The following is a 24,014-nucleotide window of genomic DNA, read 5'->3' as shown; positions in this document are numbered from 1 at the left end:
GTCAGTAGGCTTAAATCGATGTGTCGCGGTTATCCCAAAAGCGTTGTGCCTGCTCAAAAGCCTGCTCCCGGGGCGTACCGAGGCCGCGCAAGGCCAGGGCCATGGTTGAAAGCAGAGCCAGTTGCGGGTAGCTGTCTTCAACCTCGCCGCGCCATAGCGCCAGGAGGTGCTCAGGTTGCAGCGAGGCCGGTTTGACATGGCGCTGGGCTGACAATGCCGGCCATTCCTCGTCCCAGCCAACCCCGGCCGTAGTGCCGTAAAGATGGCTCAGGGTGTCGGGGTTGATTTCAACTTCGCCGCCATCGCCCTTGATCACGATGCTGTTGTCCCCCAGCAAACTGCTGGCTTCACGGTGTACGCTTTGATAGCCCGGATGAAAGATGCTCTGCAGGCCACAGCGCGCACCCAAGGGGTTGAGAATGCGTGCGAGCGAGTGAATGGGCGAACGCAGGCCCAGGGTATTGCGCAGATCAATCATGCGCTGCAAGTGTGGCGCCCAGTCCTGCAACGGCATAAAGGCCAGATTGCCAGTATCGAGGGCCTCGTTGACGCTCTGCCAGTTGCGGCATAGTGGAATGGCCAGCGCGTCGAGCAGCTGTTCGCTGTACAGCCGGCCGGCGGTATGGGCGCCACCACCGTGCATGAAAATGCGCACGCCGTTTTGCGCCAGGCACTTGGCGGCCAGCAAATACCAGGGCAAATGGCGCTTTTTACCGGCGTAAGTCGGCCAGTCGATATCGACCCGGATGGCAGGTGCTGTCAGACGCTCCCTCACGGCCTCGGTAAAGCCGGCCATTTCCTCGGCGCTTTCTTCTTTATGCCGCAGCAACATCAGGAAGGCGCCCAATTGTGTATCTTCTACCTTGTCCTCAAGCAGCATGCCCATTGCTTCGCGGGCTTCTTCACGGGTCAGGTTGCGGGCACCGCGCTTGCCTTTGCCCAGGATGCGCACAAAGGGCGCAAAAGGGTGTTCGGCAGGCGCTTCAAGGGTCAGTGCAGCAGGAGTGTTCATAGGCAATTGGTCGGCTTGGGCAGGCCCGCCAGCTTGGCGGCAAGTTTGGCTGGGGTGCCGTTGAACAGGCGGTTGAGGTGCAGGCTGTTGCCTTTTTCAGGCCCCAGCTTGAGGGCTGTGTACTTGATCAGCGGGCGTGTGGCAGGGGAGAGCTCAAATTCCTGATAAAAGCTGCGCAACAACTCGAGGATTTCCCAGTGTTCGGCACTCAGCTCAATGCCTGCCTGCGCCGCCAGAGCCTGGGCGACTTCAGCAGACCAGTCATTGAGGTCGAGCAGGTAACCGTCCTTGTCCAGGCCGATGGTTTTACCGTTGAGGGTGAGCACATTCATAGCCAGCTGTTGACCTTGTCATAACGAATCGACAGTTCGACGAACGCCGGGTAGTCCACACAGGTTGCCCACGACGGGCATTCAAGGTGGCGCGCCAGCAAATCTTCCTCAAGGATGAAAACGGTCTGTTCCTCCAGGGATTTGAGAACGCTGCCCTGCTGCAGGGCGTACACCGCATCGCCACTCAGCAACAAGGCGTCATCCTTGCCCAGCAGGCGCAGGCAGCTGCCCAGGCGAGTGTCGGAAAATGGTGAGTGGCTCAAAACATGTAGGGTCGACATCAGAGAGTAATCACTTGGTCATAACGGTCAATAAGTGCACGGACATCTTCAACTGGCAGCGACTGCACATCATCGACGGCAAGCCCTGCGGGTGAAATGCCACGCTCGCTCAGGCTGTGGCTGCAGGCGTACAGATCATCAACACCGAACATCGACAACGCCTGGAGGTTGGCTGTGAGGTTCTTCTGCTGGATGGCTGCAGCATTTTGATTGGCCAGCAGTTGAAAAATGCCGTCATCCATAAACAACAGCGCTACCGGCAAATCGAATGCGCCACCGGCCAGTACGATATCCAGCGCTTCTTTCGCGCCGGGGCCGGCCCACGGTGCTTGTCGGCTGATAATCAAAAGAGACTTGGGCATTTCAAGGCCCTCCGAAACAGATCAGTCGATCGGCTGATTGAATGGCATCGTGCAACTGGCCAAGCCCGGACAGCTCCCAGGGTGCTTGCAAATTGATGCCGGGGCGTTGATAGCGTGCGGCTTCGTCTTCATTCAGGACGCCACGGCGCAAGGCGGCGGCAATACAGACCACGCCATCGAGTTGATGCTGGCTGACGAACGCTGCCCATTGTTGCGCGATGTCCTGCTCATCTTGCGGCGTCACAATATTGCTTGAAGCACTGTGCACACCGTCTTGATAGAAGAACAGCCGGACAATCTCATGGCCACCGGCCAGCGCCGCCTGGGCAAAACGCAGGGCGCGGCGGGAAGAGGGCGCATGGGCCGCTGAATAAAGGGCAATGGCAAATTTCATGGTGGGCTCTGTCAGCAAAACTGGGGCAATGATAAAGCCAGATGCCCAAAGATGCTTGTGGCAGGCAATAAAAAGCCCCGCACAAAGGCGGGGCTTGGGCTTCGGGGGAGACAGGCGGACCTTTCTCAACCCCCGGAAACGACAAAGCCCGTCAGTGACGGGCTCTATCGGTGCAGCAATATGGCGGAGGCGATGGGATTCGAACTCATGGACCTGTTACAGTCGACGGTTTTCAAGACCGTTGCCTTAAACCACTCGGCCACACCTCCTATACGTTGTTTCGGGCGCCATAATACCTGAATGAAACACGTTGTCAAACTCTCTTGATCCCTTGTTTCAGAGCCTCTGCTATGATCTTTGCTACTTAACATTTCAAACCACAGGAGTATCGCCATGCGCGAACAGGATTACGCTACTAACAGCAGCGTGCAGGCCGAGCAGCTAGAGGTTAGCCGCGTACTGCGCAACACGTACGGCTTGCTGGCTCTTACTCTGGCTTTCAGCGGTGTGATGGCTTACGTCTCGCAGCAGTTGCGGGTCGGCTACCCTAATATCTTTGTTGTACTGATCGGTTTCTACGGGTTGTTCTTCCTGACGAACAAACTGCGTGATTCGGCATGGGGCCTGGTGTCTGCATTTGCCCTGACCGGTTTCATGGGCTTTCTGCTGGGCCCGATCCTTAACCGTTACCTGGGCATGCAGGGCGGCGCCGAGGTGGTCAGTTCTGCATTTGCCATGACGGCCCTGGTATTTGGCGGTCTGTCTGCCTATGTGCTGATCACCCGCAAGGACATGAGCTTCCTGGGCGGCTTTATCACGGCCGGCTTCTTTGTACTGCTGGGCGCTACGCTGGCGAGCTTCTTCTTCCAGATCAGCGGCCTGCAACTGGCGATCAGCGCCGGTTTCGTGCTGTTCTCGTCGGTGTGCATCCTGTTCCAGACCAGCGCCATCATTCATGGCGGTGAGCGTAACTACATCATGGCGACCATCAGCCTGTATGTATCGATCTATAACCTGTTTATCAGCCTGCTACAGCTTTTCGGCATCATGAGCCGCGACGACTGATCGGCAACCGCTGCACAAAAACCCGCTTCGGCGGGTTTTTTTATGGTTGCGAGGTATGCCCGGCAGCCTGCTAGCCAGGTGGGAGGGACGGTGCTTCGCCCTGATTGTCCAATGCGTCTTTAACATCACTGCCATTCCCTATAGAGAGAGGACGCTGCTCACTTTCTATAGGGAAATATCCGAGCCTGAGAGCCGTTATATTGGTTGGCAGATGCAGTTGATTGCAGCGATCTCAGGGTGTCCTTGTTAGGCCCTTCAACCCAGGTGTTCACTGGGTAACGGGCGATATCCGCCATGAGCGCCTGAGCGGGGAGGTGAGATTGTGGAGCTCTCAACGTTTCGTATAACCCAACCCTGAACAGGAGGTTCTGTGGGCAGTGATATTCAGCAATTTGATCCAGATAGCGTGGCGCAATTTTTTAAAACGCGCATGGCGTTCGCGCACATGGCCACAATGCAGGGGCGGGAGTGGCGTCATGATCAAATCATTTGAGCGGGGTTTCTCGAGTGAAAGGCACTCTGCTCGCCATGACAGTTACAGAGAGAAAGCAGGCAACAATAATCAAGAGCGTGGGGCGCCACCAGGCCCTCCAGGAGATGATCAATTGAAAAGCCGAGTTGAAGCACTGGAAAAAGTACTCCCCGAGATCCGCGAACGGCTGGTACGGGTAGAGACCAGGCTGGACGGTATTGAGCAAGCCATGGCCACAAAGATGGACTTGGGCGACCTCAAGGTCTCGATGGCGGAACTGAAAGCCGCCATGATTGAAGGATTCAACAACCAGACCAAATGGTTTGTGGCCACTGCCGCGGTAATGGCAGGCACCGCGTTTGCAGCAGCTCGGTTGATTCACTAAGCGCATTACGGTGTTTGGGGGGGCATTTGCAATCAACCCCTCCACAGGTTTCAGCACCCTGAAGTGCCAATGGTGGGTTATGCGCCGCGGGTGTTAGCCGCGCAGGTTGGCCAGGCGGGTTGCAGGCCACAACCCCGAGGCGAAGTAAAAAGGCGCCCTTCGGGCGCCTTTCAGATGTTATTGAGGAGTAGTCGCAGCGATTCTTCAGCGTTTGGCACGATGGCCTTGGGTTCAGAATCCGATCAGCAGGCTGGTCGTCACTACTTCAGAGAAACCCGTTTTCTCTGCTGCCTGAATGCGGGGAGGGATAGTACGGGTACCCTGCCTCGATCAATGCGCACTTGCAGTCCTCAGTTACAAGATATTCCCGTGTAATAGCTCCGTCAAGGTGCCGCAACCAGGCCTCTGGCGGCCTGACTCAGGCCCATCCTGGGCGCGCCGACCGGTGGTCGCGATATCGAGCGCTGTGGCGTTTTGGGGCAGATGATCGTAACCCGCATACCTCTGCCGAGGTTATGGCCAGTGCGCAGACTTTATGCAGGCCAGGGAAGCCGATGCTGCTAAGTATTTGATTTATAAAAACATACCTGTTTCAAAATGTTTCCGGTGTTTTTGCGGTCAATATCGTCAGCTTCGCGATGTCTGTTATGCCAAATCATTTTTAGCGCCAGTTTTCCGCTGAATATCACCCGGTATATGGTGAAAATGCCTGCGCAACAATTCCTATACTGCCCCGGCGCCTGCACATCAGCACCGTTCAACAAGCCGCAGCGTTATGTTGGGCTGCTTTGGCTGCAGCCGTTTGCGCAAATGAGAAGGCGGTTAATGGCCTTTTTGTTTGCCGTGCACCTAATAAGTCTAAAAATGAGAAATAGTGTAATGAATAAACAGTCGATCCAGATCGCGCTTGCGTATATGTCCGTAGTCATTGGTGGCGGCTTTGCCTCCGGGCAGGAGGTACTGCAGTTTTTCACCGGCTATGGGCTTGTCGGCATCGTGGGCACGCTGGTGAGTGGCTTGATGTTCGCTTTCCTGGGGATGCAGATTGCCCGGATGAGTTCGAAGATGCAGGCAACTTCCCATAAGGAGGTGCTTTACATCCTGTTCGGTGCGCGTATCGGCCTGGTTGTCGATGTGGTGCTGTCCTTCTTCCTCTATGGTGTCGGCGTGGTGATGCTGGCAGGTAGCGGTTCGATTTTTGCCCAGCAATATGATCTGCCTCCACTGTTTGGCGGGGTGCTGATGACTGTGCTGGTGATCGCCACCCTGTGCATGAACGTCAAGCGCATTATCGACCTGATCAGCGCAGTGATGCCTTTCCTGCTGGCAATGGTGCTGATCATCACCACCTACTCGATTTTCAGCTACAACGCGCCGATCGAGACCCTGGACGCGGTCGCTCGCGAGAACAACGAAACGGTCACTGGCAACTGGTTTGTCGGCGCATTGCTGTATGCATCGTTCAATATCGCAGTGGGTTTCCCCATGCTGGCGGTGATCGGCGGGATGACCAAACAACCCAAGGCCGCGGCTGTCGGCGGCGTGCTCGGCGGCCTGGGGCTGGGCCTGTTGATCCTGCTGTTGAACATCGGCCTGTTTGCCAATATCAACCAGTTGCAGGGTATTGAAATGCCATCGCTGGCACTGGCGGGGCGTATTTCGCCGATTCTTTCGGTGGTGATGTCGCTGGCACTGGTGTGCATGGTCTACAGCACGGCGGTGGGTATGTTCTTTGCTTTCAGCGCACGTTTTGCCAAGCCTGAAACCCGTCGCTTCAAGTTGATCAGTGCTGCCACTGTGTGTGTCGGCCTGGGCTTGAGCCTGGGTGGTTTCAGCAAGCTGGTCGGCACCGTGTACCCGCTGCTGGGGTACGTCGGCTTTGCTTTGATCCTGGCGATCTGCTTTAACTGGGCGCGCAGCCGCTCTGTCGCCAGAGCGCAAAAAGCGGCACTGGACGCAGCGTCCTGACCCGGTTGCCGCCGAATGAACATTCGGCGGCATTTGTCTCATGCTTGCTGTTCAAGTATCTGATTGACGTCCCGAACCGTTGCGTAATCCAGCGCCATATTGGCCAGCGACAATGCATGCACATCTTCGGCAGGCCAGAGGCGCCCATTCAGGTCCTTCTGGTCAAAGGTGTAGCAGGCGTCTGCCCCAACGATCACATCAAACCCCAGGCAGCCTGCTGAGCGCACCGTAGACTCCACGGAGTTGTTGGTGATCACGCCGACGATCAGCAACTGGTTAATCGCGCGTGTGCGTAGCCAGCGCTCCAGACCGCTATTGGCAAACGCATCGGGCACGTTCTTTTCGCTGACGTACTCATCCTCAAGGGGCGCCAGCGCCACCTGGAACTCGCAGCCCGACTGGCCTGGCCAGAACACCGAGGTGGGCGTGCGCGAAATATGCCGGATATGGATCACCGGGCGTTGCGCCTGCCGCCAGGCTTGTAGCAAGCGCTGTACGTTGCGCTCGGCATCCGGGTTGTTTCTGCGGCCAAGCCCGGGGTTGCACATCCCTTTTTGCATATCGATGATGATCAGTGCCGCATCCGGGGTCATTGAAGGCATGGTCTGTCCTTGGGCTGTGGATGGGGCCATGCTAAACGCAATATCGCGGCGTGTGCCACTGCCTACAGGTCGTCATTCTGGGTCAGGGTGTGTGGCTGGCCGTGGGTAATCATCCATTTGAGCAGTGCGCTGACCCGCACCCGGTGCGTGCTCTCAACCCATTGCACGCCGTCATGGCTGTAATGCTCGATATAACGGCTCAGTACCAGTTCATCGCCCTGGTCCGTCAGGCGCAGGCTGGTTTCGCGGCAGTGCAGGGCAGCGTTGGCGCGCTTGACCAGGCGTTGCTCCAGGATCATGGACGGGTTGTCAGAAGGCATGGTGATAAAAATTCTTGGCAGGGAAGAAGGGTGATCCTCCCATTGACGTCTTGCCCGGATATGTCTGCTTTCTTGCCGTATTGTCACTTTGTTGCCGAATTGAAATATATGACGCGGCGCGCCGAATAGTTTTAGATAGAAGGCCTTACAGACCTTAAGTGAAGCGCGCCGGTGAGCAGCCTTTTGATCGTGGACGATGACCTTGAGGTCCTTGCGCTCCTGAAGAAATTTTTTGTCCGTCACGGTTATTCGGTGCAGGTGGCGACCGATGGCACTTCGCTGTGGGCGGCGATGGCCGTCCAGCCACCGGACCTGATTATTCTTGACCTGATGTTGCCTGGGGAAAACGGCCTGATGCTGTGTCAGCGTCTGCGTCAGCAATTTCCCACGCCAGTCATTATGCTGACGGCAATGGGCGAGTTAAGCGATCGGGTGGTGGGCCTGGAAATGGGCGCCGATGACTATCTGAGCAAGCCTTTCGATGCCCGCGAATTGCTGGCCAGGGTGCGTGCGGTACTGCGTCGTGCAGGGCAGGGCCAGCCTTCGACCGGGCTGGTGCCGCGACCGCTGATGAAGTTTGCCGGCTGGCAGTTGGACCTTACCCGCCGGGAACTGCGCTCACCGGATCAGGTGATGATCCCGCTGTCGGCCGGCGAGTTCGACTTGTTGCTGGTATTTGTCGAGCATCCGCAACGCATTCTTGCCCGCGAGTTGCTGCTGGATCTGGCGCGGGGGGCGGGGCATGACGCGTTCGATCGCAGCATTGATGTGCAGGTCAGCCGCTTGCGGCGCAAGCTGGAGTTCGACAGTCAGGGGGTGGAGATGATCCGCACCGTGCGTAACGTCGGCTACTTGTTCACCCCCAGTGTGACCCGGCAGTGAAGCGCTGGCTTGCAGGTTGGCGGCTGCGCTCGCGCAACACCATCGCACGCTGGATTGCCTTGACCACCATTGTCGCGATGCTCACGGCGCTGGCATTCAATGCCCTGTTTACCCAATTGGCAGGGGTCTGGGCCTACCCGCCGCTGAGCGAGATCGGGCTTTTGGAGAAGATATCCCTGACCACCAAGCTGATAGAGGCCTCCCAGGCCCCGCAGCGCGAGCGCTTGGCGGCGGCCGCCACTGACAGCAGCCTGCATATCAGCTGGCATGCCAGCCGCGAAGGCCTGGATTTGCCCCAGGTCGCCGATGCTGTGCAGCGCACAGCCACCCCTCTGGCGCAGCGCCTGTTCAACAGCCCGGAACGACGCCTGGAGGCCTATCAGCCCGAGGACTGGCCACAGCAGAACGGTCATTACGCCTTGCTGGTGCAACTGGCAGATGGCTCCTGGCTGATGTTCAGCATTCCGTCGCGCAGTTGGGGCCTGGGGCAGTGGCAACGCAATTTGATCCTGGTTGTGCTGGTGCTGCTGTCTACCGCCCTGGTTGCGCTGATAGCCACGCGCCATCTGGCCAGGCCGTTGCAACAATTTGCCGAGGGTGCCCGACGTTTCGGGGTCGACTTTCGTGCCCCGCCCATCGAGCCGGTCGGGCCTACGGAGATCCGCCAGGCAATCCTTGCCTTCAATGCCATGCAGGCGCAGTTGCAGCACTTCATCAAGGACCGTACCCAGATGCTCGCGGCCATTTCCCATGACTTGCGCACGCCGCTGACGCGCATGCGCCTGCGCGGTGAGTTTATTGACGACCCTGATCAACAGCAGCGGTTATTTCGCGATGTCGACGAAATGCAGGCCATGATCAACTCCAGCCTGGCGTTCTTTCGCGATGACGCCCGGCTGGAGCAGGCCACGTCATTTGATTTGGCCGAACTTCTGCAAACTCTGGTGGATGACTACCGTGACCAGGCCATCGACATTGCCTTCAGTGGCCCCGCGCACCTGGTGTACTTCGGGCGCCCGCTGGGCCTTAAGCGTGTGGTCACCAACCTGCTGGACAACGCCATCAAATACGCCAGCGAGCCTGCCGTTGAACTGAGTGGCGACGATGAACAGGTGACGGTGCGCGTGCTCGATCGCGGGCCGGGCATTGCTGTGCAATGCCATGAACAGGTGTTCGTACCCTTTTATCGGCTTGAAGGTTCGCGGAACAAAAACACCGGCGGAGTGGGGCTGGGTTTGTCGGCTGCCCGCGCGATTGTGCTGGAGCATGGAGGCTCGCTGACCCTGAGCAACCGTCAATCGGGAGGGCTGCAAGTCAACGTGCAGTTACCGGTATTAAAGGCTGACGGCGCAGCATGATCGGCTAAATTTATGTGTTTTTGGTATCCGTGCCCAGCGCGTAAGTTGTTTTCCGGCAACTTTGGTTGACGACCGCGAGTTTGCCACTTGAGGTGCCCGGCGGTCGCTGCCGTGGGCCTTCACACCGCCACGGGCAGCGGCGAGCCGTGCTCCGTTGACGGAATATCATGCAGGGAAATCCGTGATGTCTCCGGCAACGCCAGGCCTCCGGCCAGGGCCAGCAAGGCCACTGCGATCAGGTAGAACGCCGGCGACAGATTGCTGTCCGTGATGCTGATCAGCCAGGTTGCCATCAGTGGTGCAGTACCGCCGAAGAGGGTGTAGGCCATGTTGTAAGTGATGGCTGAGGCCGTATAACGCGTGCGGGTAGGAAAGGTTTCCGAGAGCAATGCTGCGGTCACCACACCACACAACACTGCGCCTATTGCCAGAAGCATCACACCGACGACGGACGCGGCAAACCCGCCGGAGCTGGCCAGCAGAAACGACGGGTACACCGCGACAATCAACAGCACGCAAGCCGTTACCACCGTCGCCCGGCGCCCGACCCGGTCCGAATACAGCCCGGCCAGCGGGCAGATGGCGGCGGCGAAGAGCAGGGCGATCAGCGACACCAGCAAAGCGGTTGCCCGGCTCAGGCCACCGGCGACTTGCAGGTAGGTCGCAAAGTAGGTCGTGAACATATAGAACGACAGCGCCGTGAGCGACACAAAGGCCCCCAGACAGCAGATGGCCGCACCATGATGGCGCAAGGTTTCCTTGAGCGGTGAGTGGGCCACGGCATGCTCCTGCTTCACCGCCTGGAATGCCGGGGTTTCGTCCAGCTGCCAGCGCAGATAAAGCCCCACCAGCCCCAGCGGCGCGGCAATCAGAAACGGCAGGCGCCAGCCCCAACTGGCCATGGCCTCGGCCGATAACGACGCCTCGAGGGCGTAGGCCACCACGGCGGCGGCGGCAAAAGCGGTAAATGTCGATACCGGCACAAAGCTGCCATACCAGGCCCTTTTGTCGTTGGGCGCATGCTCCATCAGGTAGGCGCAGGCGCCTGCGTATTCGCCGCCTGCTGAAAATCCCTGGGCGCAACGGATCAGGGTCAGCAGCAGCGGTGCCATTACGCCGATGGCGGCATAGGTGGGCAGAATACCAATCAATGTTGTCGCCCCGGCCATCAGCAGGATCGTCATCGCCAGGGTGCGCTTGCGCCCGATACGGTCCCCCAGCATGCCGAAGAACACCCCGCCCAAGGGCCGAAAGGCAAAGGCCACAGCAAACACGGCAAAGGTCTTGAGCAATGCGGCACTGGCATCGCCGCTGGGGAAAAATTGCTGGGCGATGGTGGTGGCCAAAAAGCCATATACGGCAAAATCAAACCATTCGACAAAATTACCGATGGCGGCGGCGACAATCACTTTTCTCAGCGTTTTGGGGCTGACGTGCTCTGTGGATACGCTTGTCATGTTCAACCTCGACCTGTCATCAGTTTGCGATGATTATCGAGGCCGGCGCTGCAACGCTTCGCTCCAGAAGTGTCATCGGCGTATTCAGCACCGACGTGTGCCGTGATTTACACCTGCGGTGCTGGCGCCGGGCATGGCGCAACAGGGCGCTGGGCGCCAGGCCAGGGGGCTTTTTTCGAAAAATCCGGGTACTGCAGTATCGTCTGCAAAAAATCGTTGACGGGCATGGGCCGGGCGTAGAAATAGCCTTGCATGAAGTCCACGCCGCAGGCCCCCAGATAGTCGCGTTGCTCCTCGGTTTCAATGCCCTCGGCCAGCACCTGCAGATCCAGTTTGAGTGCCAGGTCGAGGATGGAGTCGAGGATATGCACCGACAGGGCATCGGCGCCGATCATGGAGACAAAGCTTCGATCTATCTTGATGTAGTCGACTTTGAATTGCTGCAAATAGCTCAGGCTGGAGTGTCCGGTGCCAAAATCATCCAGGGCAATTTGCACGCCGAGCCCATGCAGCTGTTCTATCAGTTGCAGCGCGGTGGGGGTGGGCTTGATCAGTTCGCGCTCAGTCATCTCCAGAACGATGATGATCGTACCTGGTTTAAACGCCTGCAAAAATGCAGTGCAATCATCCACCAGCTCGAAACTCTCAAAGTGTTTGGCGCAAATATTGAAACCGATATGAAAGGGCTGTACCAGCCCAGGCGCATGCGGCGCAAGTAATTGCGCGGTGCTGTGCATGATTGTTCGGGTCATGGCAATGATCAGGCCAGATCGCTCGGCAAGCGGTATAAAACTGTTGGGGGTAATGATCCCTTCATGGGGATGATCCCATCTGATCAGCACTTCGCATCCCACACAGGTACCCGAAGTTGACGAAATAACCGGCTGTAAATAGGGAATGAACTCATTCGCTGACAGGGCGCGCTGAAGTTCCATGCTCGGAGCCAGCACGCGGCCAAGCATCCAATAGGTAAACCACGCGGAAAACAGGCCCAATACCAATAAAAGGCCGAGCAGCACCGAATAGGTTTCGAGTGTATGTCTCAACAGAGTGCCCGGCGGGTAGGCGGCCTGAACAGTAAAGCCATACTCATTGGACACCTGTTTTTTGCTGGCCGTCGCAGCGTCATTGAAAGGCGGTGTGTGCGTGACGCCGTGTTGAGTCATCCAGGTGTTACCCACCTGAAGTGATAAGTTGCTGTGTTTATTGATCAGGTGCAGGGCATCCTGGATATGCCGGCCATCGATGCCCACCAGAACACTTTTATTGCCCTGTTGCGTTCTCAATACCAGAACTGAAGTTTTCGGCCCGGGGGTAGCGTGGTCAACCAGGCGCAAACGGCCACGCATATAACTCGACGGGTTGATCTGCATGTTTATATCGGTGCCGTATAAAGAACTGCAATACACCTGGTTATCAATGGCCAGGTTGGTGGCGCGCAGAAAGCGATACGTGGCCACCGCCTCGCGCAGTTCCTTGGCCACTTCAGGGCAGGGCACCCCGGCAAGGCTGATCAGTTCATCGGCAGCGGCCTGTGCCTCGACCAGCATGACCGTTATCTGCCGGAATGCCTCGTGAGCGGCATTGCTGGAGGTGCGGGACAGGTCTGATTGGGTCTTGAGGTAGACCAGGAAGCTGCCCAGGATGATAGGCAAGATGCCGATGGCAAACGAAATCAAAAGGACCTTTTTCGAGGAATAACGTAGTGCGCGATTCATGGACAGCCCTGCGAGGTTCAGCCGAATAAAATGCACGAGTCCCAGCCCTGAAACACACTGAACCCAAGGTCCGATACTAGCCCCTCAAAACCGCCAGTAACACCCGTAAACCGTGGCTTTCAGGAGGGGTAAGGAAAAGTAAGGGAAGTGAAAGCCTATATAAGGTTTATGGCGGGTTGCGGGGCCAGGGCTATGTGAGCATGGCGTTGAACTTGGCCGCGGACGCTTCAGCATGTATTCACCCAACGCAGTACCCATTGTGGGCAGGGACTTCGCTTTCAAGGCAGCCCTGGCCGTGCAGGAGCAGGAGGGGGTCAAGAATGTCGACTTTCGCAATGCCTTGCGTTTTCTTGATGTGCTGACCCGCCAGGGCCGCCTGTTGAACGAGGGCGAGCGCGAGGCTGTGGTCCATCAGATAGCCGCCCATCTGTGCCGCTGTGGCCTGTACCGCCCGCTGGTTGTATTTGCCCAGTACAACCGTGCCTTGACCCAGGTGGTGAGGTCTATCGCTTGCACACAGGATGATGTACTCAAGGCAGCCGATGTTATCAGGTACTTGTTCTCGGTACTGGCCAAGGCGAAAAGTCAGGGGGTTTGCTTGTATGACACGGGCGATACCAGTGATGTTTCATTGTTTGTACGGCGTGAGTTCCAGCGCGGCAGCAAATGGACCGGGCTATATGGTTACGGCGGTGCAGCGGTGATCAGGTTGGCACATGGCAAACCCCCATCAACATATTATTGATGTTGTAGTAGTACTCGACATCCGAGAACCGCGAATACGTAATAAGACCCCCCTCCAGCCCGCGGCGCATAAATAGGGCCTGTTTGTCGCTGTTGTCACTCTCGAAAACGGTGGCGTTATGGGTGTTGAATAAAAACCTGGAGGTGTCGAGTTTTTCAAAGTGTACGTCGAGTCGGCGGTTATATAAGAAGCCTTGTTGCTGCGGACTCTTCAGGTTGAAGTAGAGGTAGATTTCACCTGCGTCCATGTTAATTGACATGTCGCCTTTGCCGGTCCAGCGCTGACCATTCTCGGTTGAATAAACAAAATCAATAGAGGCATAGCATTGCGCTTGAGGGGTGTCCTCATGGTAGCTATAGGCTTGTAACGCAATCAGGGTGCCAAATACCATGATGGACGCCAGGCTCAGCCACAGGGTTATTTTTTTTGTTCGATAATGAGGTAGTTGGTGCATAGCGCCTCTCCTTTGCTCTCCGGCTTTTCGCAGCTGACTAAAAGTTCGGACAGGGTTTTCTTGATGTAATAGTTAGTGCCTGTCGTGCCCACGGCAGGGCCAAATATCGCCATCGCTGCTGCAATATCACGCGCGGCGGTTTTATCGCCCAGTTCAACATACTGTTTTGCATGTTCGCTTTGCGATAACAGCCGCCAGCGCTCCAGTTGCACCGGTTTATTAAACAGCATATAGGCATAACCCGCCGGCAAGAGCATGCCCGCTAACACGAGCGGATAAAAAAGGCCGTTGCGCCAGCTCTGTTTTCTGGATGGGGGTGCCGGTATAGGTGGGGTGATGTGTATTGGCGGTGGGGTGTCGTCCTGTATTGCTAACACCGGTGTTGGTTCAGGCAGGGAGCAGGCTTGAATACCCGTGTTATCGGTGGCCAGGGGCTCTGCCTGATGCTCCTTGTCAGGGGGTATGTTTTCGCTGGAGATTTTTTCAATATTTAAAAGCAGAACAACGCCGCGCCTGGGCAACGTTTTTAACACAGAGCGGTCCAGGCCGACTTCCGAGAGGTAATGCCTGAGGGTATGAAGGGCCTTATAGTAGCTGCTGTCCGATACGATAAGCCCGCGCTCTCCCCATACGCGCCGGATCAAGTCCTCCTTGTCGGTCACGCCCTCGATCAGGGCTAATAACAGGTGGCCCTCGTTACTGGTAAGGGTGGTTTGCAGTGGAGGGTTGCGCAGTAAAAGCTTGTCATGATCATAGCTGCATTTGACCGTCGTTAATGCGTTTGAAGTTTCACGGTCGCCCTGCATCTTACTTACCTTTGATGTTTTCCTGTGCAAGAAGATCATAGGCAGATGCTATCAGTCAAGCTTGGGTGTAGGAAATATCCTATCTATACGGTTGCGCTGTTTGTTTATTCGGGCAAGTGCGTAAAGTCAGTGTGTGTAAGAAGTTTTAAGCGTCTGAAGTGCTGCAAGTAAGGCTGGGTAAGATTATTAGGGGGTGGACTATATAAACTGAAAGTTGGATGTTTTATCAGGCGTTGGATAGGGTGATGGTTGCCATGTATGGGTTTGGAAGTGCGGTTGGAAAGTGTCTTGTATTGATGCTGGCGTTGGCTGCAAGTGCAGGGCTCGGCGGTTGCACTGCCCATGATTGGGTTCACGCGGCGGGAAGTATCCTGCAGGCCCGGGATGCCTACGATAAACAGGCGCGCGGCGACAGCATCGCGAGGGCCAACTCTGCTGCCGCGCAAGCCGGGCGCTAACGGGCAAATCTTCTGGCCGCCATCACGCACAGGATCACCGCTGCTGTCACGCCAAACATGCCCAGGCTGACCCTTTCATGCAGCAGGGTGGCGGCCAGCGCCAGGCCAAAAAACGGCTGCAGCAGCTGCAACTGGCCCACCGCAGCGATACCGCCCTGGGCCAGCCCGCGATACCAGAACACAAAGCCGATCAACATGCTGAACACAGAGATATAAGCCAGCCCGGACCAGGCAGGGGCGCTGATGCCTGCGAACGAGGGGGGCGCCCATAACCACGCCAGGGGGGCCATCACCGGTAACGCGAGCACCAGTGCCCAGCAAATCACCTGCCAACCGCCCAGGGTGCGCGACAGTTTGGCGCCCTCGGCATAACCCAGACCGCAGATCAGTACGGCCAGCAACATCAAAATGTCACCTTCGGGGGCGGCTGTCAGGCCCTGGGAGAGGGCATAGCCCACCACGCACGCGCTGCCCAGCACCGAGAAACACCAGAAGGCCGGCCGTGGTCGCTCGCCCCCACGCAGCACCGCGAATGCCGCCGTGGACAGGGGCAACAGGCCGAGAAACACAATGGTATGCGCCGACGTTACATGTTGCAGGGCCAGGGCGGTCAGCAGGGGAAAGCCGACCACCACGCCGCAGGCCACGATTGCCAGGGCCAGCAACTGGCTGCGCTGCGGTCGGCGGGCCTTGAGCAGGCCGAGCATGGCCAGTGCCAGCACGGCGGCAATGCTGGCGCGCGCCAGAGTCAAAAAAACCGGATCAAACTCCAGCACCGCCACCTTGGTCGCGGGCAGCGAGGCGCTGAAAATAACCACGCCAATAAACCCGTTGATCCAGCCGCTCAGGTTGTTATCCGCAGTGGGGTTTTGCAGGTTGGAAGTGCGTTCCATCGAATGTCACACTCAAGGTTGATTGCGCGATTGCATGCCGCACATCCTATGGCTGATGATTAATGACAATCAAAAAATTGTCATGGATACAAAGCCCGATGTCCCGATCCCGTTACAAGTCACTGGTTGACGCTTTTGCCGACGATATCCGCAGCGGACGCCTGTCGCCGGGCACGCGTTTACCCACCCACCGCGAGCTGGCGGCGCATGAGGGCCTGGCCCTGGTGACGGCCAGCCGGGTCTATGCCGAACTTGAGGCGATGGGCCTGGTCAGCGGTGAAATCGGGCGCGGCACTTTCGTCAGGGAGACCTCGCTGCCCCCGGGGCACGGCATCGACCAGCCTGATGTGACGGCGGGGATGCTGGACCTCAACTACAACTATCCCGCCGTGCCCGGCCAGGCCGAACTGTTGCGCACGGCCTTGCGCCAATTGGCGTTGTCTGGCGACCTTGAGTCCCTGCTGCGCTACCAGCCCCACGGCGGGCGCCTGCATGAGCGGGGGGCGGTGGCGCGCCATCTGCTGGCCAGCGGGTTGAACGTGCCAGGTGAGCAGGTGCTGATCGTCAACGGCGCGCAGCACGGGTTGACCGTGGCCCTGATGGCTTTGCTCCAGCCAGGTGACGTGATTGCCGTGGATGCCTTGACCTACCCGGGTTTCAAGGCGCTGGCGCTGGCGCTGCACCTTGAGCTGCTGCCGATCCCCGGTACCGAACACGGGCCGGACCTTGATGCCCTTGCCAAGCTGTGCCGCAGCCGATCGGTGCGGGCGATCTATACCATGCCCACGCTGCACAACCCGCTGGGCTGGGTGATGGACCTTGAGCAGCGCAAGCAGCTGGTCGCGATTGCCCGGCACCACGACCTGCAGATCATCGAAGACGCGGCCTACGCCTTTCTGGTGGAAAACCCGCCGACGCCTCTGGCTGAGTTGGCGCCGGAAAGAACGCTGTATGTTTCCGGGTTTTCCAAGAGTGTTGCCGCCGGCTTGCGCGTGGGCTTTATCGTGGCGCCTGCGGCCAAGGTCGCCGCACTGGAGCGAGTTATCCGCGTCACGGCCTGGAATGCGCCCGGGATAATGACAGCCATCACCAGCGCCTGGCTCGATGACGGCACGGTGAGTCGCCTTGAGGGGCAAAAGCGCAAGGATGCCCAGCGAAGGCAGCTGATTGCTGACGAAGTATTGGACGGATTGCATAGAGTGCGACACCCATCATCCTACTTTGTCTGGCTACCCCTCTCGGAGGACGCCAGGGCCGATCAAGTGGCTGCGGCACTTGAGCGTCAGCAGGTCTCGGTGTCCACGGCCCAGCCTTTTGCCACCTCGCCCCATGTGCCCCATGCAATCCGGTTGGCACTGGGATCGGTGGCAATCGGGGCGCTGCGCGAAGGGCTGGAGAAGGTGCGGTGGGTGGTTGGGGCGTACGCCTAGGTTTGAGTTTTTCCTATACCGCTTACTTTTATCTTACGTTGCTTAGTAAATTTCCCTACCTTGTCTGCTTAAGCGCAGATGAATAAGGACAGGGTGATGTCGGACGGATGGAGTGACCAGGAATTAGCCGCGTCGGTAGAGGCCTATCGCGACATGCTAGAAAAACAGGTTAGCGCCACCCCTTTTGTTAAGGCCCATATCTATCGCGGTTTAGCCAAACGTTTCGGCCGCGATGAGGGGGCTTTTGAGCGCCGGATGCAAAACATCTCAGCCATTTATGAAGCAAGGGGGCTGAGGTGGGTTAAGGGCCTCAAGCCGCAAAAGAATATCGGAACAGCGATCAAGGCCAGATTAATTGACATGATCGACTCGCAGCCGAATATCAGCCTTGTAGATGAGGAATTGGCAACCGCCGTAACCCAAGCAGAGCAAGAGCATGCCTTCGATCCGAAGAGCATTGAAGACGCCAGGAATCGCGTTCTTGCGAGTATTGTCCGCCGTCGTGGCCAAGCCGCGTTTCGGCAAAAGTTGTTGGTTGCCTATGGCGAGCGCTGCGCAATCACCGGGTGTGATCTAGTGCAAGTGCTGGAGGCTGCGCATATTCATCCTTACAGGGGTGAACAGACCAACGCAGTCTCAAACGGCTTGCTGCTGCGCGCTGATCTGCATACGTTGTTCGACCTTTACCTGATTGCCATCGTGCCAGGCAGTCGCCTTATTCGCCTGGCACCTGCATTGAGCCAGTCCGACTACACCCGCTACGAAGGCATGCCACTCAATACACCCGCATCCCCTTCAGCGATGGCCAGTAATGAAGCATTGCAGTGGCATGCCGATCAATGCACCTGGCTTAAATCCCCGACCGGCTCATCGGGCTGATCATACGCACACCCAAGCTCAGGGCCTGGGTCACCAAAGCCCGCATATCGGCAGTGTTTTCGTTCATGACGCACTGTGCCAGTTTTTCGCCCAGGGTTGGGGCGGTGTCGGTGCCTTCAGGGTAGGCCCGCAGGATCAACAGCCCGCTGTTGGTCAGGACCACTTCGAAAAAGGCTACACCCGACATGCCGTCGAAGTGGATGTAGCCAATGTCGGCCAGCCATTTGACCGTGGCCAGGAACAGGTTTTCTTCCTTTTCCAAGGCCTCGCGGTTGCTGTCCGCCAGGCCTTTATAGTCAATAAAGCGCTCGGCAGTCAGGGTGATGGGCAAGGGGAAGTTACGGTACAGGTGGCCCAGGATCAAACCGGCATAGCAGTCGAACAATTCGATATTGTTGGACGGCAAGGTGTTGATCGAGTGAAGGTTTTTCTCTGTGAGGTGACCGGCTAATCCTTTGAACATGCGAACCTCTGTCAGCTGTGTCTGTATGGCGTGACTGAATAAGCGTACCCCTTGGTATAGCACAGCCATGTACGGGGAACCTGACCTGTAGCAATTGTTACAAGGTAAGTCGAACAGCCCGGAAAATCCCTAAAAAATCAGGTGCATAACTGGCTATTTAAAATCAGGCTGCTATTACTGTGGGGCGCGATAACCTGCGCAAGGCCCGGTTGGCCGAGGCTATTAATTATCAGGAGGATAGATGTCAAAGCCTGCATGGATGCGCAACACCCTGGTGGCGGCTGCCTTGTTGAGTGTGCTGGCAGCGCCTGCCCATTCAGCGCAGGACCGCACCCTGCAGCTGGCCATTGGCGATGAACCAACCGAAGGCTTCGACCCGATGCTGGGCTGGAGCCACGGCAGCTATTTGCTGCTGCACAGCCCTTTGCTCAAGCAAAACGAGGATTTGTCCTGGAGCAGTTTTCTGCTTAGCGATTATCAGGCCAGCGCGGATGGCAAGACCTGGACCCTCAAGCTCAAGCCCGACCTGAAGTTCTCAGACGGCTCGCCGCTCACGGCCAAGGACGTGGCTTACACCTACAACAATGCGGCGGCCAGTGGTGGCAAGGTCGATATGGGCAACTTCCTCAAGGCTGAGGCGGTGGATCCACTCACGGTGCGTATTGAGCTCAAGGCGCCGCAAAGCACATTCGTCAATGTGCTCGGTTCCCTGGGGATCGTCTCGGCAGATAAATACGACGCCAAAACCTACGCGCAAAAGCCGATTGGCGCTGGGCCTTACCGGTTGGTCAGCTACCAGCCGGGCCAGCAGTTGATTGTTGAGGCCAACCCGTATTACGCCGGGCAAAAGAACGACTTCAACAAGCTGGTGTTTGTGTTCCTGGATGAAGACAGCGCCTTTGCTGCTGCCCAAAGCAAGCAGTTGGGCATTGTGCGTATTGCCCCTTCGCTGGCAGTGACACCTGCCGCGGGCATGAAGCTGTGGGTGCGCCCCAGCGTGGAAAACCGTGGCATTGTGATGCCAACCATTGCCTCAGGTAAAAAAGACGCTCACGGCTACCCCATCGGCAACGATGTGACGGCCGACGTGGCCATTCGCAAAGCCATCAACTACGCCATCAACCGCCAATTGCTCGCCGACCAGATCCTCGAAGGCCACGCGATCCCGGCCTACACCGGCGTGCAGGGCTTACCGTGGGACAACCCGGATGCGGCGTTCAAGGATGGCGATATCGACAAGGCCCGACAGTTGCTGGAAGACGCGGGCTGGATTGAAAACGCCCACGGTATCCGTGAGAAAGATGGCCTGCCGGCTAAAGTCACCCTGTGGTACGCCAGCGGCGATGCCACCCGCCGGGATCTGGCCCAGGCCGTGCGTTCGATGCTCAAGCCTGTGGGCATCGACGTGGACTTGAAGTCCGGCAGTTGGGAAACCGTCGAGCGCAACATGCACGCCAACCCGACCCTGTTTGGCTGGGGCAGCCTCGACCCGATGGAGCTTTACCATCACTACAGCAGCAAGGCGGCGGGCGTGGAGTACTACAACCCCGGCTATTACCGTAACCCGGTTGTCGATCAGCATCTGCAGCAAGCCCTCGATGCGCCGACCTGGCAGCAGGCCGTGCCGTTCTGGCAGCAAGTGGAGTGGGACGGCAAAACCGGTGTCGGGGTAAAAGGTGACGCGGCCTGGGCCTGGTTGCTCAATGTGCAGCACACCTACCTGACCGATGAGTGCGTCGACCTGGGCAAGGGTGCCCCGGAAATTCACGGCTCCTGGTCGTTGCTCAATAGCGTCGATGGCTGGAAGTGGACCTGCCAGTGATTCGCGGCGTGTCGCTTTTCGTGGTGCGCTTGATGGGCCTGCTGCTGGTCACGGCTGCGGGCACCTTTGCCTTGCTCAGTTTTTCTCCGGTGGATCCGATCCGCGCCTATATAGGTAACGATCTGCTGCACGTCCCCCCCGAGCAGTACCCGTTGATTGCGGCGCGCTGGGGGCTCGACCTGCCGTTGTGGGAGCGTTTTCTGCGCTGGTTCGGGCAAATGCTGCAAGGTGATTTCGGCTATTCCATGCTCTATAACGCGCCGGTCTCTCAAGTGATCGGTGAGCGTTTTGCTACCTCGTTTGCCCTGCTGTTTTCGGCCTGGCTGTTTTCCGGAATCGTCGGTCTGGCCATGGGGCTGACAGCGGGTCGTTACCTGAACCGTTGGCCCGACCGGCTGATCTCGACCCTGTCTTATGTGCTGGCGTCCATGCCGACGTTCTGGATTGGCTTGCTGTTGCTGTCACTGTTTGCCGTGACGCTCAACTGGGCACCGATCTGCTGTGCCTGGACCCCCGGCAGCAATGCCGAAACCGCATCCTGGGGTGACAAGCTCAGGCACTTGATCCTGCCCATGCTGGCCCTGGGGGTGCTGGGCGTAGGCAATATCGCCCTGCATACCCGCTCGCGGGTGGCTGAGGTGATGAACAGCGAATTTATCCGTTACGCCCATGCCCAGGGCGACAAAGGCTGGCCGCTGATCAACTTTCATATCCTGCGCCACGCCATCACTCCAGCCTTGTGTCTGCAGTTTGCCTCGGTGGGGGAGTTGATCGGCGGCTCGTTGCTGGCTGAAAAAGTGTTCGCTTATCCGGGCCTGGGGCAGGCCACGATCGATGCCGGATTGCGCGGCGATATTCCATTGTTGATGGGGATCGTGATGTTTTGTGCGGTACTGGTGTTTACCGGCAACAGCATTGCCAACGCGCTGTTGCTGCACCTTAACCGTGGGGCGGCGCGCCAGTCATGACTTACAACCCCAATGGCGCATTGCTCAGGCTTTGCCTCTCGTTGTTGATACTGCTGGGATTGATCGCCTACGGTCTCTCAATCATCCATATTGATGTCTCCATGGATCTGCTGGCACGGCGCCTGCCACCCTCTGCGGAGTACTGGTTTGGCACTGACAGCCTGGGTCGTGATCTGTGGTTGCGGTGTTTTCAGGGGATGACCACCAGCCTGCAAATCGGCCTGACGGCGGCCTTTAGCAGCGGTTTTCTGGCGATGCTGGCGGCCAGTTTGTGTGCATTGAACAAAACCCTGGATTACCTGATTCGCGGGCTTATCGACAGCATGCTGGCGCTGCCGCATTTGTTGCTGCTGGTATTGATTTGTTTCACTTTGGGCGGCGGTAAACAGGGGGTCATCCTGGCTGTGGCACTGACCCACTGGCCGCGCCTGGCCCTGATCCTGCGTGGCGAGATCATGCGCATCCGCGAGACGGATTTTGTGATGCTCTCGCACCGCCTGGGCAACAGCAGCTTCTATCGCTGGCGTCATCACTTGCTGCCCTTGCTGATGCCGCAGTGGATCGTCGGCACCCTGTTGATGTTCCCCCATGCGGTCCTGCATTCGGCGGCATTGAGCTTTCTGGGTTTTGGACTGGCACCCCATGATCCGTCATTGGGCCTGTTGCTGGCAGATGCGCTAAGGTACTTGAGCAGTGGCGCCTGGTGGCTGGCGTTTTTTCCGGGTTTGATTCTGGTGGGTCTGGTGCTGGTCTTTGACCAATTTGCGCGGGCATTGCAGCAGCTCTGGATAAGGATTACCTGATGCTGAAATTCGACCGGTTTGCGCTCGACGTTGCTCATTACCATTGGCTGGGAAACAAAACCTGGCATCCGCTGTTGAGCAATATCTCTCTTGAAGTACGCCCCGGTGAATTGACGGCACTGGTGGGCTCCAGCGGTGAAGGCAAAAGCCTGCTGCTGCAAAGCGCTTTGGGCTTGCTCCCGGAAAACATGCGCTGTCGCGGTGAAATAGTGCTCGACGGACAGGTGCTGGGGGAGGCCGGCAAGGTCAACCAGCGGGGCAAAGCCCTGTGCTACGTGCCCCAGGGTGTCAGCGCCCTGAACCCGCTGATCAAGGTCGGGCCTCAATTGCAGCGTGCCGCACAATTGAGCGGGGTCAGGCTGGGGCTCGATGCGGTGGCCGAGCAACTCAAGCACTACAATCTCAAGCCGGAACTGGTCGACGAATTTCCGCGCATGTTGTCGGGGGGCATGGCCAAACGCGTACTGGCCAGTTGCGCGGCCCTGACCCCTGCGCGTTATATCCTCGCGGACGAGATCACCTCATGGCTGGATGACGAACACGCCTGCCAGTTACTGACCCACCTCAAGGGCTTTTGCCTGCAAGGCCGGGGGATTTTGTGGGTGACCCATGATCTGGCACTGGCGGCGCGCTTTGCCGACAGGATCGCCGTGCTGCATCAGGGCGAACTGCATGAAACCCTGAGTGCTGAAGAATTGCGCGAAAACGGCGGCAGCCCTTGGTTGCAGTCACTGTGGGCGGCCTTGCCCGAGCAACAGTTCTTTGCCCGTCGGGTACCGGAATATGCTTGAGGTCCAGCAGCTCAGCATCGTTCAGGATGGCCGGCAGCTCTGGGACAGCGTGTCGTTCCAGGTCCGGCCGGGGGAGCGCCAGGGCATCTCGGCGCCCAGCGGTTACGGCAAAACTACCCTGGGCCGGGTGCTGGCGCAATGGCAGTCAGCAACTTCGGGCCGTGTGATGGTAGGTGGCAAGCCGTTGTCGCAAAAGGGTTATTGTCCAGTCCAGCTGGTGCCGCAGCATCCCGAGCAAACCTTCAACCCCTATCGCACCACTGGCGAGAGCCTGCGTGATGCCTGGTCGCCGGATGCTGTATGGCTGGCCCGTCTGGCGGTGAACCCTGACTGGCTGGCGCGCCGCCCTGACGAATTGTCGGGTGGCGAACTGGCGCGTATCGCCTTGCTCCGGGCACTGGATCCGCGTACCCGCTATCTGATTGCCGACGAAGTGACGGCGCAACTGGATGCCCATGTGCAGGCGCAGGTGTGGCAGGTCTTGCTGGAAGAAGCCCGGTGCCGGGCGTTGGGGATGATTGTGTTCAGCCACAACAACGCGTTGTTGCAGAAGGTGTGCTCGAGTATTTGGGTGCCGTAGTGCGCCGCAGGCAATCCGGCCGTTTAGCCCGGGCGGGTTGTTCCGGCCATCAATGCATCCACCACCGCGCGGGCCATCTCGACGCCGTGTATCACGTACCACATCTACCTGCTGTCAGGACCGATCACTGAACTCAGTGACTGGACGAGACTGTCCACGCATTTTAAACGCCGCAAGGCGGCTGGGATTCTCTCGGAAACTTCCCGCGAGTGAGAGGGATCAGGCAGGTGCAGGCGTTGCAATTTGTGTGGGAAACACCGGATTGCTTTTGTGGGAGCGGGCTTGCTCGCGATGCAGGCGACGCGGTTTAAAGT

Annotated in this window: 27 protein-coding genes and 1 tRNA gene; 14 read left to right on the top strand and 14 right to left on the bottom strand. The window is 58.1% G+C overall.

Annotated features, from left to right (window positions below; genetic code table 11):
- Window positions 1–10: 10 nt before the first annotated feature.
- The 6 genes from AB3G35_RS17935 to AB3G35_RS17910 all read right to left on the bottom strand — a co-directional run bounded on the left by AB3G35_RS17935 (window position 11) and on the right by AB3G35_RS17910 (window position 2,650).
- A complete protein-coding gene (locus AB3G35_RS17935) occupies window positions 11–1,012 on the bottom strand; it encodes a glycosyl transferase family protein (protein ID WP_016781467.1) in 1,002 nt (333 codons plus the stop codon).
- The gene (locus AB3G35_RS17930) at window positions 1,009–1,344 is read right to left on the bottom strand and encodes a TusE/DsrC/DsvC family sulfur relay protein (protein WP_134048950.1); all 336 of its coding nucleotides are present in this window, start codon (window positions 1,342–1,344) and stop codon (window positions 1,009–1,011) included. The genes AB3G35_RS17935 and AB3G35_RS17930 overlap by 4 nt, the downstream gene beginning before the upstream one ends.
- On the bottom strand, window positions 1,341–1,625 hold the full coding sequence (gene tusB, locus AB3G35_RS17925) for a sulfurtransferase complex subunit TusB (RefSeq protein WP_088377675.1): 285 nt from the start codon (window positions 1,623–1,625) through the stop codon (window positions 1,341–1,343). The genes AB3G35_RS17930 and tusB overlap by 4 nt, the downstream gene beginning before the upstream one ends.
- Window positions 1,625–1,987, bottom strand: coding sequence for a sulfurtransferase complex subunit TusC (tusC, locus tag AB3G35_RS17920; RefSeq protein ID WP_134048948.1), 363 nt, complete (start codon window positions 1,985–1,987; stop codon window positions 1,625–1,627). The genes tusB and tusC overlap by 1 nt, the downstream gene beginning before the upstream one ends.
- 1 nt (window position 1,988) lies before the next feature.
- Entirely contained in the window at window positions 1,989–2,381 is a 393-nt protein-coding gene (tusD, locus tag AB3G35_RS17915; protein WP_016781463.1) for a sulfurtransferase complex subunit TusD, read from the bottom strand.
- 181 nt (window positions 2,382–2,562) lie between these two features.
- Window positions 2,563–2,650, bottom strand: a tRNA-Ser gene (locus AB3G35_RS17910).
- A gap of 124 nt (window positions 2,651–2,774) precedes the next feature.
- Here AB3G35_RS17910 and AB3G35_RS17905 point away from each other — a divergent pair.
- From AB3G35_RS17905 to AB3G35_RS17890, 4 genes are all read left to right on the top strand, one after another.
- Window positions 2,775–3,446, top strand: a complete 672-nt coding sequence (locus AB3G35_RS17905) for a Bax inhibitor-1/YccA family protein (RefSeq protein WP_086797798.1) — start codon at window positions 2,775–2,777, stop codon at window positions 3,444–3,446.
- A gap of 370 nt (window positions 3,447–3,816) precedes the next feature.
- Window positions 3,817–3,939, top strand: a complete 123-nt coding sequence (locus AB3G35_RS17900) for a hypothetical protein (protein WP_016781461.1) — start codon at window positions 3,817–3,819, stop codon at window positions 3,937–3,939.
- Window positions 3,923–4,303 (top strand): hypothetical protein, encoded by a 381-nt coding sequence (locus tag AB3G35_RS17895; protein ID WP_146133228.1) that lies wholly within the window; start codon window positions 3,923–3,925, stop codon window positions 4,301–4,303. The genes AB3G35_RS17900 and AB3G35_RS17895 overlap by 17 nt, the downstream gene beginning before the upstream one ends.
- 879 nt (window positions 4,304–5,182) lie before the next feature.
- Window positions 5,183–6,271 (top strand): membrane protein, encoded by a 1,089-nt coding sequence (locus AB3G35_RS17890; protein ID WP_016781458.1) that lies wholly within the window; start codon window positions 5,183–5,185, stop codon window positions 6,269–6,271.
- 38 nt (window positions 6,272–6,309) lie between these two features.
- Here AB3G35_RS17890 and AB3G35_RS17885 read toward each other — a convergent pair whose 3' ends face one another.
- Complete coding sequence (locus AB3G35_RS17885; RefSeq protein WP_134049120.1) at window positions 6,310–6,864, bottom strand: cysteine hydrolase family protein; 555 nt, start codon at window positions 6,862–6,864, stop codon at window positions 6,310–6,312.
- 71 nt (window positions 6,865–6,935) lie between these two features.
- Entirely contained in the window at window positions 6,936–7,193 is a 258-nt protein-coding gene (locus AB3G35_RS17880) for a hypothetical protein (protein WP_016781456.1), read from the bottom strand.
- A gap of 171 nt (window positions 7,194–7,364) precedes the next feature.
- Between AB3G35_RS17880 and AB3G35_RS17875 the strand changes: the two genes are divergently transcribed.
- Entirely contained in the window at window positions 7,365–8,075 is a 711-nt protein-coding gene (locus AB3G35_RS17875) for a response regulator (protein ID WP_016781455.1), read from the top strand.
- Window positions 8,072–9,433 carry a cell wall metabolism sensor histidine kinase WalK gene (locus tag AB3G35_RS17870; RefSeq protein WP_095040178.1) on the top strand — a complete coding sequence of 454 codons (1,362 nt, stop codon included), beginning with the start codon at window positions 8,072–8,074 and terminating at the stop codon, window positions 9,431–9,433. The genes AB3G35_RS17875 and AB3G35_RS17870 overlap by 4 nt, the downstream gene beginning before the upstream one ends.
- Window positions 9,434–9,552: 119 nt before the next feature.
- Here AB3G35_RS17870 and AB3G35_RS17865 read toward each other — a convergent pair whose 3' ends face one another.
- On the bottom strand, window positions 9,553–10,890 hold the full coding sequence (locus tag AB3G35_RS17865) for an MFS transporter (RefSeq protein ID WP_369781893.1): 1,338 nt from the start codon (window positions 10,888–10,890) through the stop codon (window positions 9,553–9,555).
- 107 nt (window positions 10,891–10,997) lie between these two features.
- A complete protein-coding gene (locus AB3G35_RS17860; RefSeq protein ID WP_369781892.1) occupies window positions 10,998–12,608 on the bottom strand; it encodes an EAL domain-containing protein in 1,611 nt (536 codons plus the stop codon).
- Between the two features lie 232 nt (window positions 12,609–12,840).
- Between AB3G35_RS17860 and AB3G35_RS17855 the strand changes: the two genes are divergently transcribed.
- Window positions 12,841–13,353 carry a hypothetical protein gene (locus AB3G35_RS17855; RefSeq protein ID WP_169910973.1) on the top strand — a complete coding sequence of 171 codons (513 nt, stop codon included), beginning with the start codon at window positions 12,841–12,843 and terminating at the stop codon, window positions 13,351–13,353.
- On the opposite strand, the gene AB3G35_RS17850 is transcribed toward AB3G35_RS17855, so the two are convergent.
- From AB3G35_RS17850 to AB3G35_RS17840, 3 genes are all read right to left on the bottom strand, one after another.
- Window positions 13,313–13,807: a hypothetical protein gene (locus tag AB3G35_RS17850; RefSeq protein WP_029611483.1), complete on the bottom strand. Its 495-nt coding sequence runs from the start codon at window positions 13,805–13,807 to the stop codon at window positions 13,313–13,315. The genes AB3G35_RS17855 and AB3G35_RS17850 overlap by 41 nt on opposite strands.
- Complete coding sequence (locus AB3G35_RS17845; protein ID WP_369781891.1) at window positions 13,771–14,613, bottom strand: transcriptional regulator; 843 nt, start codon at window positions 14,611–14,613, stop codon at window positions 13,771–13,773. Before AB3G35_RS17845 ends, AB3G35_RS17850 begins: the two co-directional genes overlap by 37 nt.
- A gap of 454 nt (window positions 14,614–15,067) precedes the next feature.
- Complete coding sequence (locus tag AB3G35_RS17840; RefSeq protein ID WP_369781890.1) at window positions 15,068–15,964, bottom strand: DMT family transporter; 897 nt, start codon at window positions 15,962–15,964, stop codon at window positions 15,068–15,070.
- A 98-nt stretch (window positions 15,965–16,062) separates the two neighbouring features.
- Here AB3G35_RS17840 and AB3G35_RS17835 point away from each other — a divergent pair, with 98 nt between their 5' ends.
- Together AB3G35_RS17835 and AB3G35_RS17830 are read left to right on the top strand one after the other, a co-directional pair.
- Window positions 16,063–17,394, top strand: a complete 1,332-nt coding sequence (locus AB3G35_RS17835) for a PLP-dependent aminotransferase family protein (protein ID WP_369781889.1) — start codon at window positions 16,063–16,065, stop codon at window positions 17,392–17,394.
- 96 nt (window positions 17,395–17,490) lie between these two features.
- Window positions 17,491–18,273: an HNH endonuclease gene (locus AB3G35_RS17830; RefSeq protein WP_369781888.1), complete on the top strand. Its 783-nt coding sequence runs from the start codon at window positions 17,491–17,493 to the stop codon at window positions 18,271–18,273.
- Here the strand turns inward: AB3G35_RS17830 and AB3G35_RS17825 are convergent.
- Window positions 18,245–18,736, bottom strand: a complete 492-nt coding sequence (locus AB3G35_RS17825) for a hypothetical protein (protein WP_086797777.1) — start codon at window positions 18,734–18,736, stop codon at window positions 18,245–18,247. The two genes, AB3G35_RS17830 and AB3G35_RS17825, sit on opposite strands and share 29 nt — an antisense overlap.
- Before the next feature lie 241 nt (window positions 18,737–18,977).
- On the opposite strand from AB3G35_RS17825, the gene AB3G35_RS17820 reads away from it, so the two are divergent.
- From AB3G35_RS17820 to AB3G35_RS17800, 5 genes are read left to right on the top strand one after another with little or no spacing between them, the layout of a single operon-like run.
- Window positions 18,978–20,558 (top strand): ABC transporter substrate-binding protein, encoded by a 1,581-nt coding sequence (locus AB3G35_RS17820; protein ID WP_016781443.1) that lies wholly within the window; start codon window positions 18,978–18,980, stop codon window positions 20,556–20,558.
- Between the two features lie 8 nt (window positions 20,559–20,566).
- Entirely contained in the window at window positions 20,567–21,526 is a 960-nt protein-coding gene (locus AB3G35_RS17815) for an ABC transporter permease (protein ID WP_231386494.1), read from the top strand.
- On the top strand, window positions 21,523–22,329 hold the full coding sequence (locus AB3G35_RS17810; RefSeq protein WP_029611480.1) for an ABC transporter permease: 807 nt from the start codon (window positions 21,523–21,525) through the stop codon (window positions 22,327–22,329). The genes AB3G35_RS17815 and AB3G35_RS17810 overlap by 4 nt, the downstream gene beginning before the upstream one ends.
- On the top strand, window positions 22,329–23,120 hold the full coding sequence (locus tag AB3G35_RS17805) for an ATP-binding cassette domain-containing protein (protein ID WP_106116802.1): 792 nt from the start codon (window positions 22,329–22,331) through the stop codon (window positions 23,118–23,120). The genes AB3G35_RS17810 and AB3G35_RS17805 overlap by 1 nt, the downstream gene beginning before the upstream one ends.
- Window positions 23,113–23,700, top strand: coding sequence for an ATP-binding cassette domain-containing protein (locus AB3G35_RS17800; protein WP_106116801.1), 588 nt, complete (start codon window positions 23,113–23,115; stop codon window positions 23,698–23,700). The genes AB3G35_RS17805 and AB3G35_RS17800 overlap by 8 nt, the downstream gene beginning before the upstream one ends.
- Window positions 23,701–24,014: the final 314 nt, after the last annotated feature.

It is taken from the genome of Pseudomonas sp. WC2401, from assembly GCF_041200115.1.
Taxonomy (GTDB): Bacteria; Pseudomonadota; Gammaproteobacteria; order Pseudomonadales; family Pseudomonadaceae; genus Aquipseudomonas; species Aquipseudomonas fragi.
The sequence above is the reverse complement of the archived record's forward strand: the minus strand, read 5'-3'. Positions and strand labels throughout refer to the sequence as shown.

What these genes read in the sequence shown, in the direction of transcription:
- AB3G35_RS17835 (WP_369781889.1), top strand. Translation starts at nt 16,063, where the DNA reads ATGTCCCGATCCCGTTACAAGTCACTGGTTGACGCTTTTGCCGACGAT.
- AB3G35_RS17840 (WP_369781890.1), bottom strand. Translation starts at nt 15,964, where the DNA reads ATGGAACGCACTTCCAACCTGCAAAACCCCACTGCGGATAACAACCTG.
- AB3G35_RS17935 (WP_016781467.1), bottom strand. Translation starts at nt 1,012, where the DNA reads ATGAACACTCCTGCTGCACTGACCCTTGAAGCGCCTGCCGAACACCCT.
- AB3G35_RS17850 (WP_029611483.1), bottom strand. Translation starts at nt 13,807, where the DNA reads ATGCACCAACTACCTCATTATCGAACAAAAAAAATAACCCTGTGGCTG.
- AB3G35_RS17810 (WP_029611480.1), top strand. Translation starts at nt 21,523, where the DNA reads ATGACTTACAACCCCAATGGCGCATTGCTCAGGCTTTGCCTCTCGTTG.
- AB3G35_RS17865 (WP_369781893.1), bottom strand. Translation starts at nt 10,890, where the DNA reads ATGACAAGCGTATCCACAGAGCACGTCAGCCCCAAAACGCTGAGAAAA.
- AB3G35_RS17880 (WP_016781456.1), bottom strand. Translation starts at nt 7,193, where the DNA reads ATGCCTTCTGACAACCCGTCCATGATCCTGGAGCAACGCCTGGTCAAG.
- AB3G35_RS17905 (WP_086797798.1), top strand. Translation starts at nt 2,775, where the DNA reads ATGCGCGAACAGGATTACGCTACTAACAGCAGCGTGCAGGCCGAGCAG.
- AB3G35_RS17860 (WP_369781892.1), bottom strand. Translation starts at nt 12,608, where the DNA reads ATGAATCGCGCACTACGTTATTCCTCGAAAAAGGTCCTTTTGATTTCG.
- AB3G35_RS17830 (WP_369781888.1), top strand. Translation starts at nt 17,491, where the DNA reads ATGTCGGACGGATGGAGTGACCAGGAATTAGCCGCGTCGGTAGAGGCC.
- tusB (WP_088377675.1), bottom strand. Translation starts at nt 1,625, where the DNA reads ATGTCGACCCTACATGTTTTGAGCCACTCACCATTTTCCGACACTCGC.
- AB3G35_RS17930 (WP_134048950.1), bottom strand. Translation starts at nt 1,344, where the DNA reads ATGAATGTGCTCACCCTCAACGGTAAAACCATCGGCCTGGACAAGGAC.
- AB3G35_RS17845 (WP_369781891.1), bottom strand. Translation starts at nt 14,613, where the DNA reads ATGCAGGGCGACCGTGAAACTTCAAACGCATTAACGACGGTCAAATGC.
- tusD (WP_016781463.1), bottom strand. Translation starts at nt 2,381, where the DNA reads ATGAAATTTGCCATTGCCCTTTATTCAGCGGCCCATGCGCCCTCTTCC.
- AB3G35_RS17885 (WP_134049120.1), bottom strand. Translation starts at nt 6,864, where the DNA reads ATGACCCCGGATGCGGCACTGATCATCATCGATATGCAAAAAGGGATG.
- AB3G35_RS17805 (WP_106116802.1), top strand. Translation starts at nt 22,329, where the DNA reads ATGCTGAAATTCGACCGGTTTGCGCTCGACGTTGCTCATTACCATTGG.
- AB3G35_RS17825 (WP_086797777.1), bottom strand. Translation starts at nt 18,736, where the DNA reads ATGTTCAAAGGATTAGCCGGTCACCTCACAGAGAAAAACCTTCACTCG.
- AB3G35_RS17895 (WP_146133228.1), top strand. Translation starts at nt 3,923, where the DNA reads ATGATCAAATCATTTGAGCGGGGTTTCTCGAGTGAAAGGCACTCTGCT.
- AB3G35_RS17800 (WP_106116801.1), top strand. Translation starts at nt 23,113, where the DNA reads ATGCTTGAGGTCCAGCAGCTCAGCATCGTTCAGGATGGCCGGCAGCTC.
- AB3G35_RS17890 (WP_016781458.1), top strand. Translation starts at nt 5,183, where the DNA reads ATGAATAAACAGTCGATCCAGATCGCGCTTGCGTATATGTCCGTAGTC.
- AB3G35_RS17820 (WP_016781443.1), top strand. Translation starts at nt 18,978, where the DNA reads ATGTCAAAGCCTGCATGGATGCGCAACACCCTGGTGGCGGCTGCCTTG.
- tusC (WP_134048948.1), bottom strand. Translation starts at nt 1,987, where the DNA reads ATGCCCAAGTCTCTTTTGATTATCAGCCGACAAGCACCGTGGGCCGGC.
- AB3G35_RS17855 (WP_169910973.1), top strand. Translation starts at nt 12,841, where the DNA reads ATGTATTCACCCAACGCAGTACCCATTGTGGGCAGGGACTTCGCTTTC.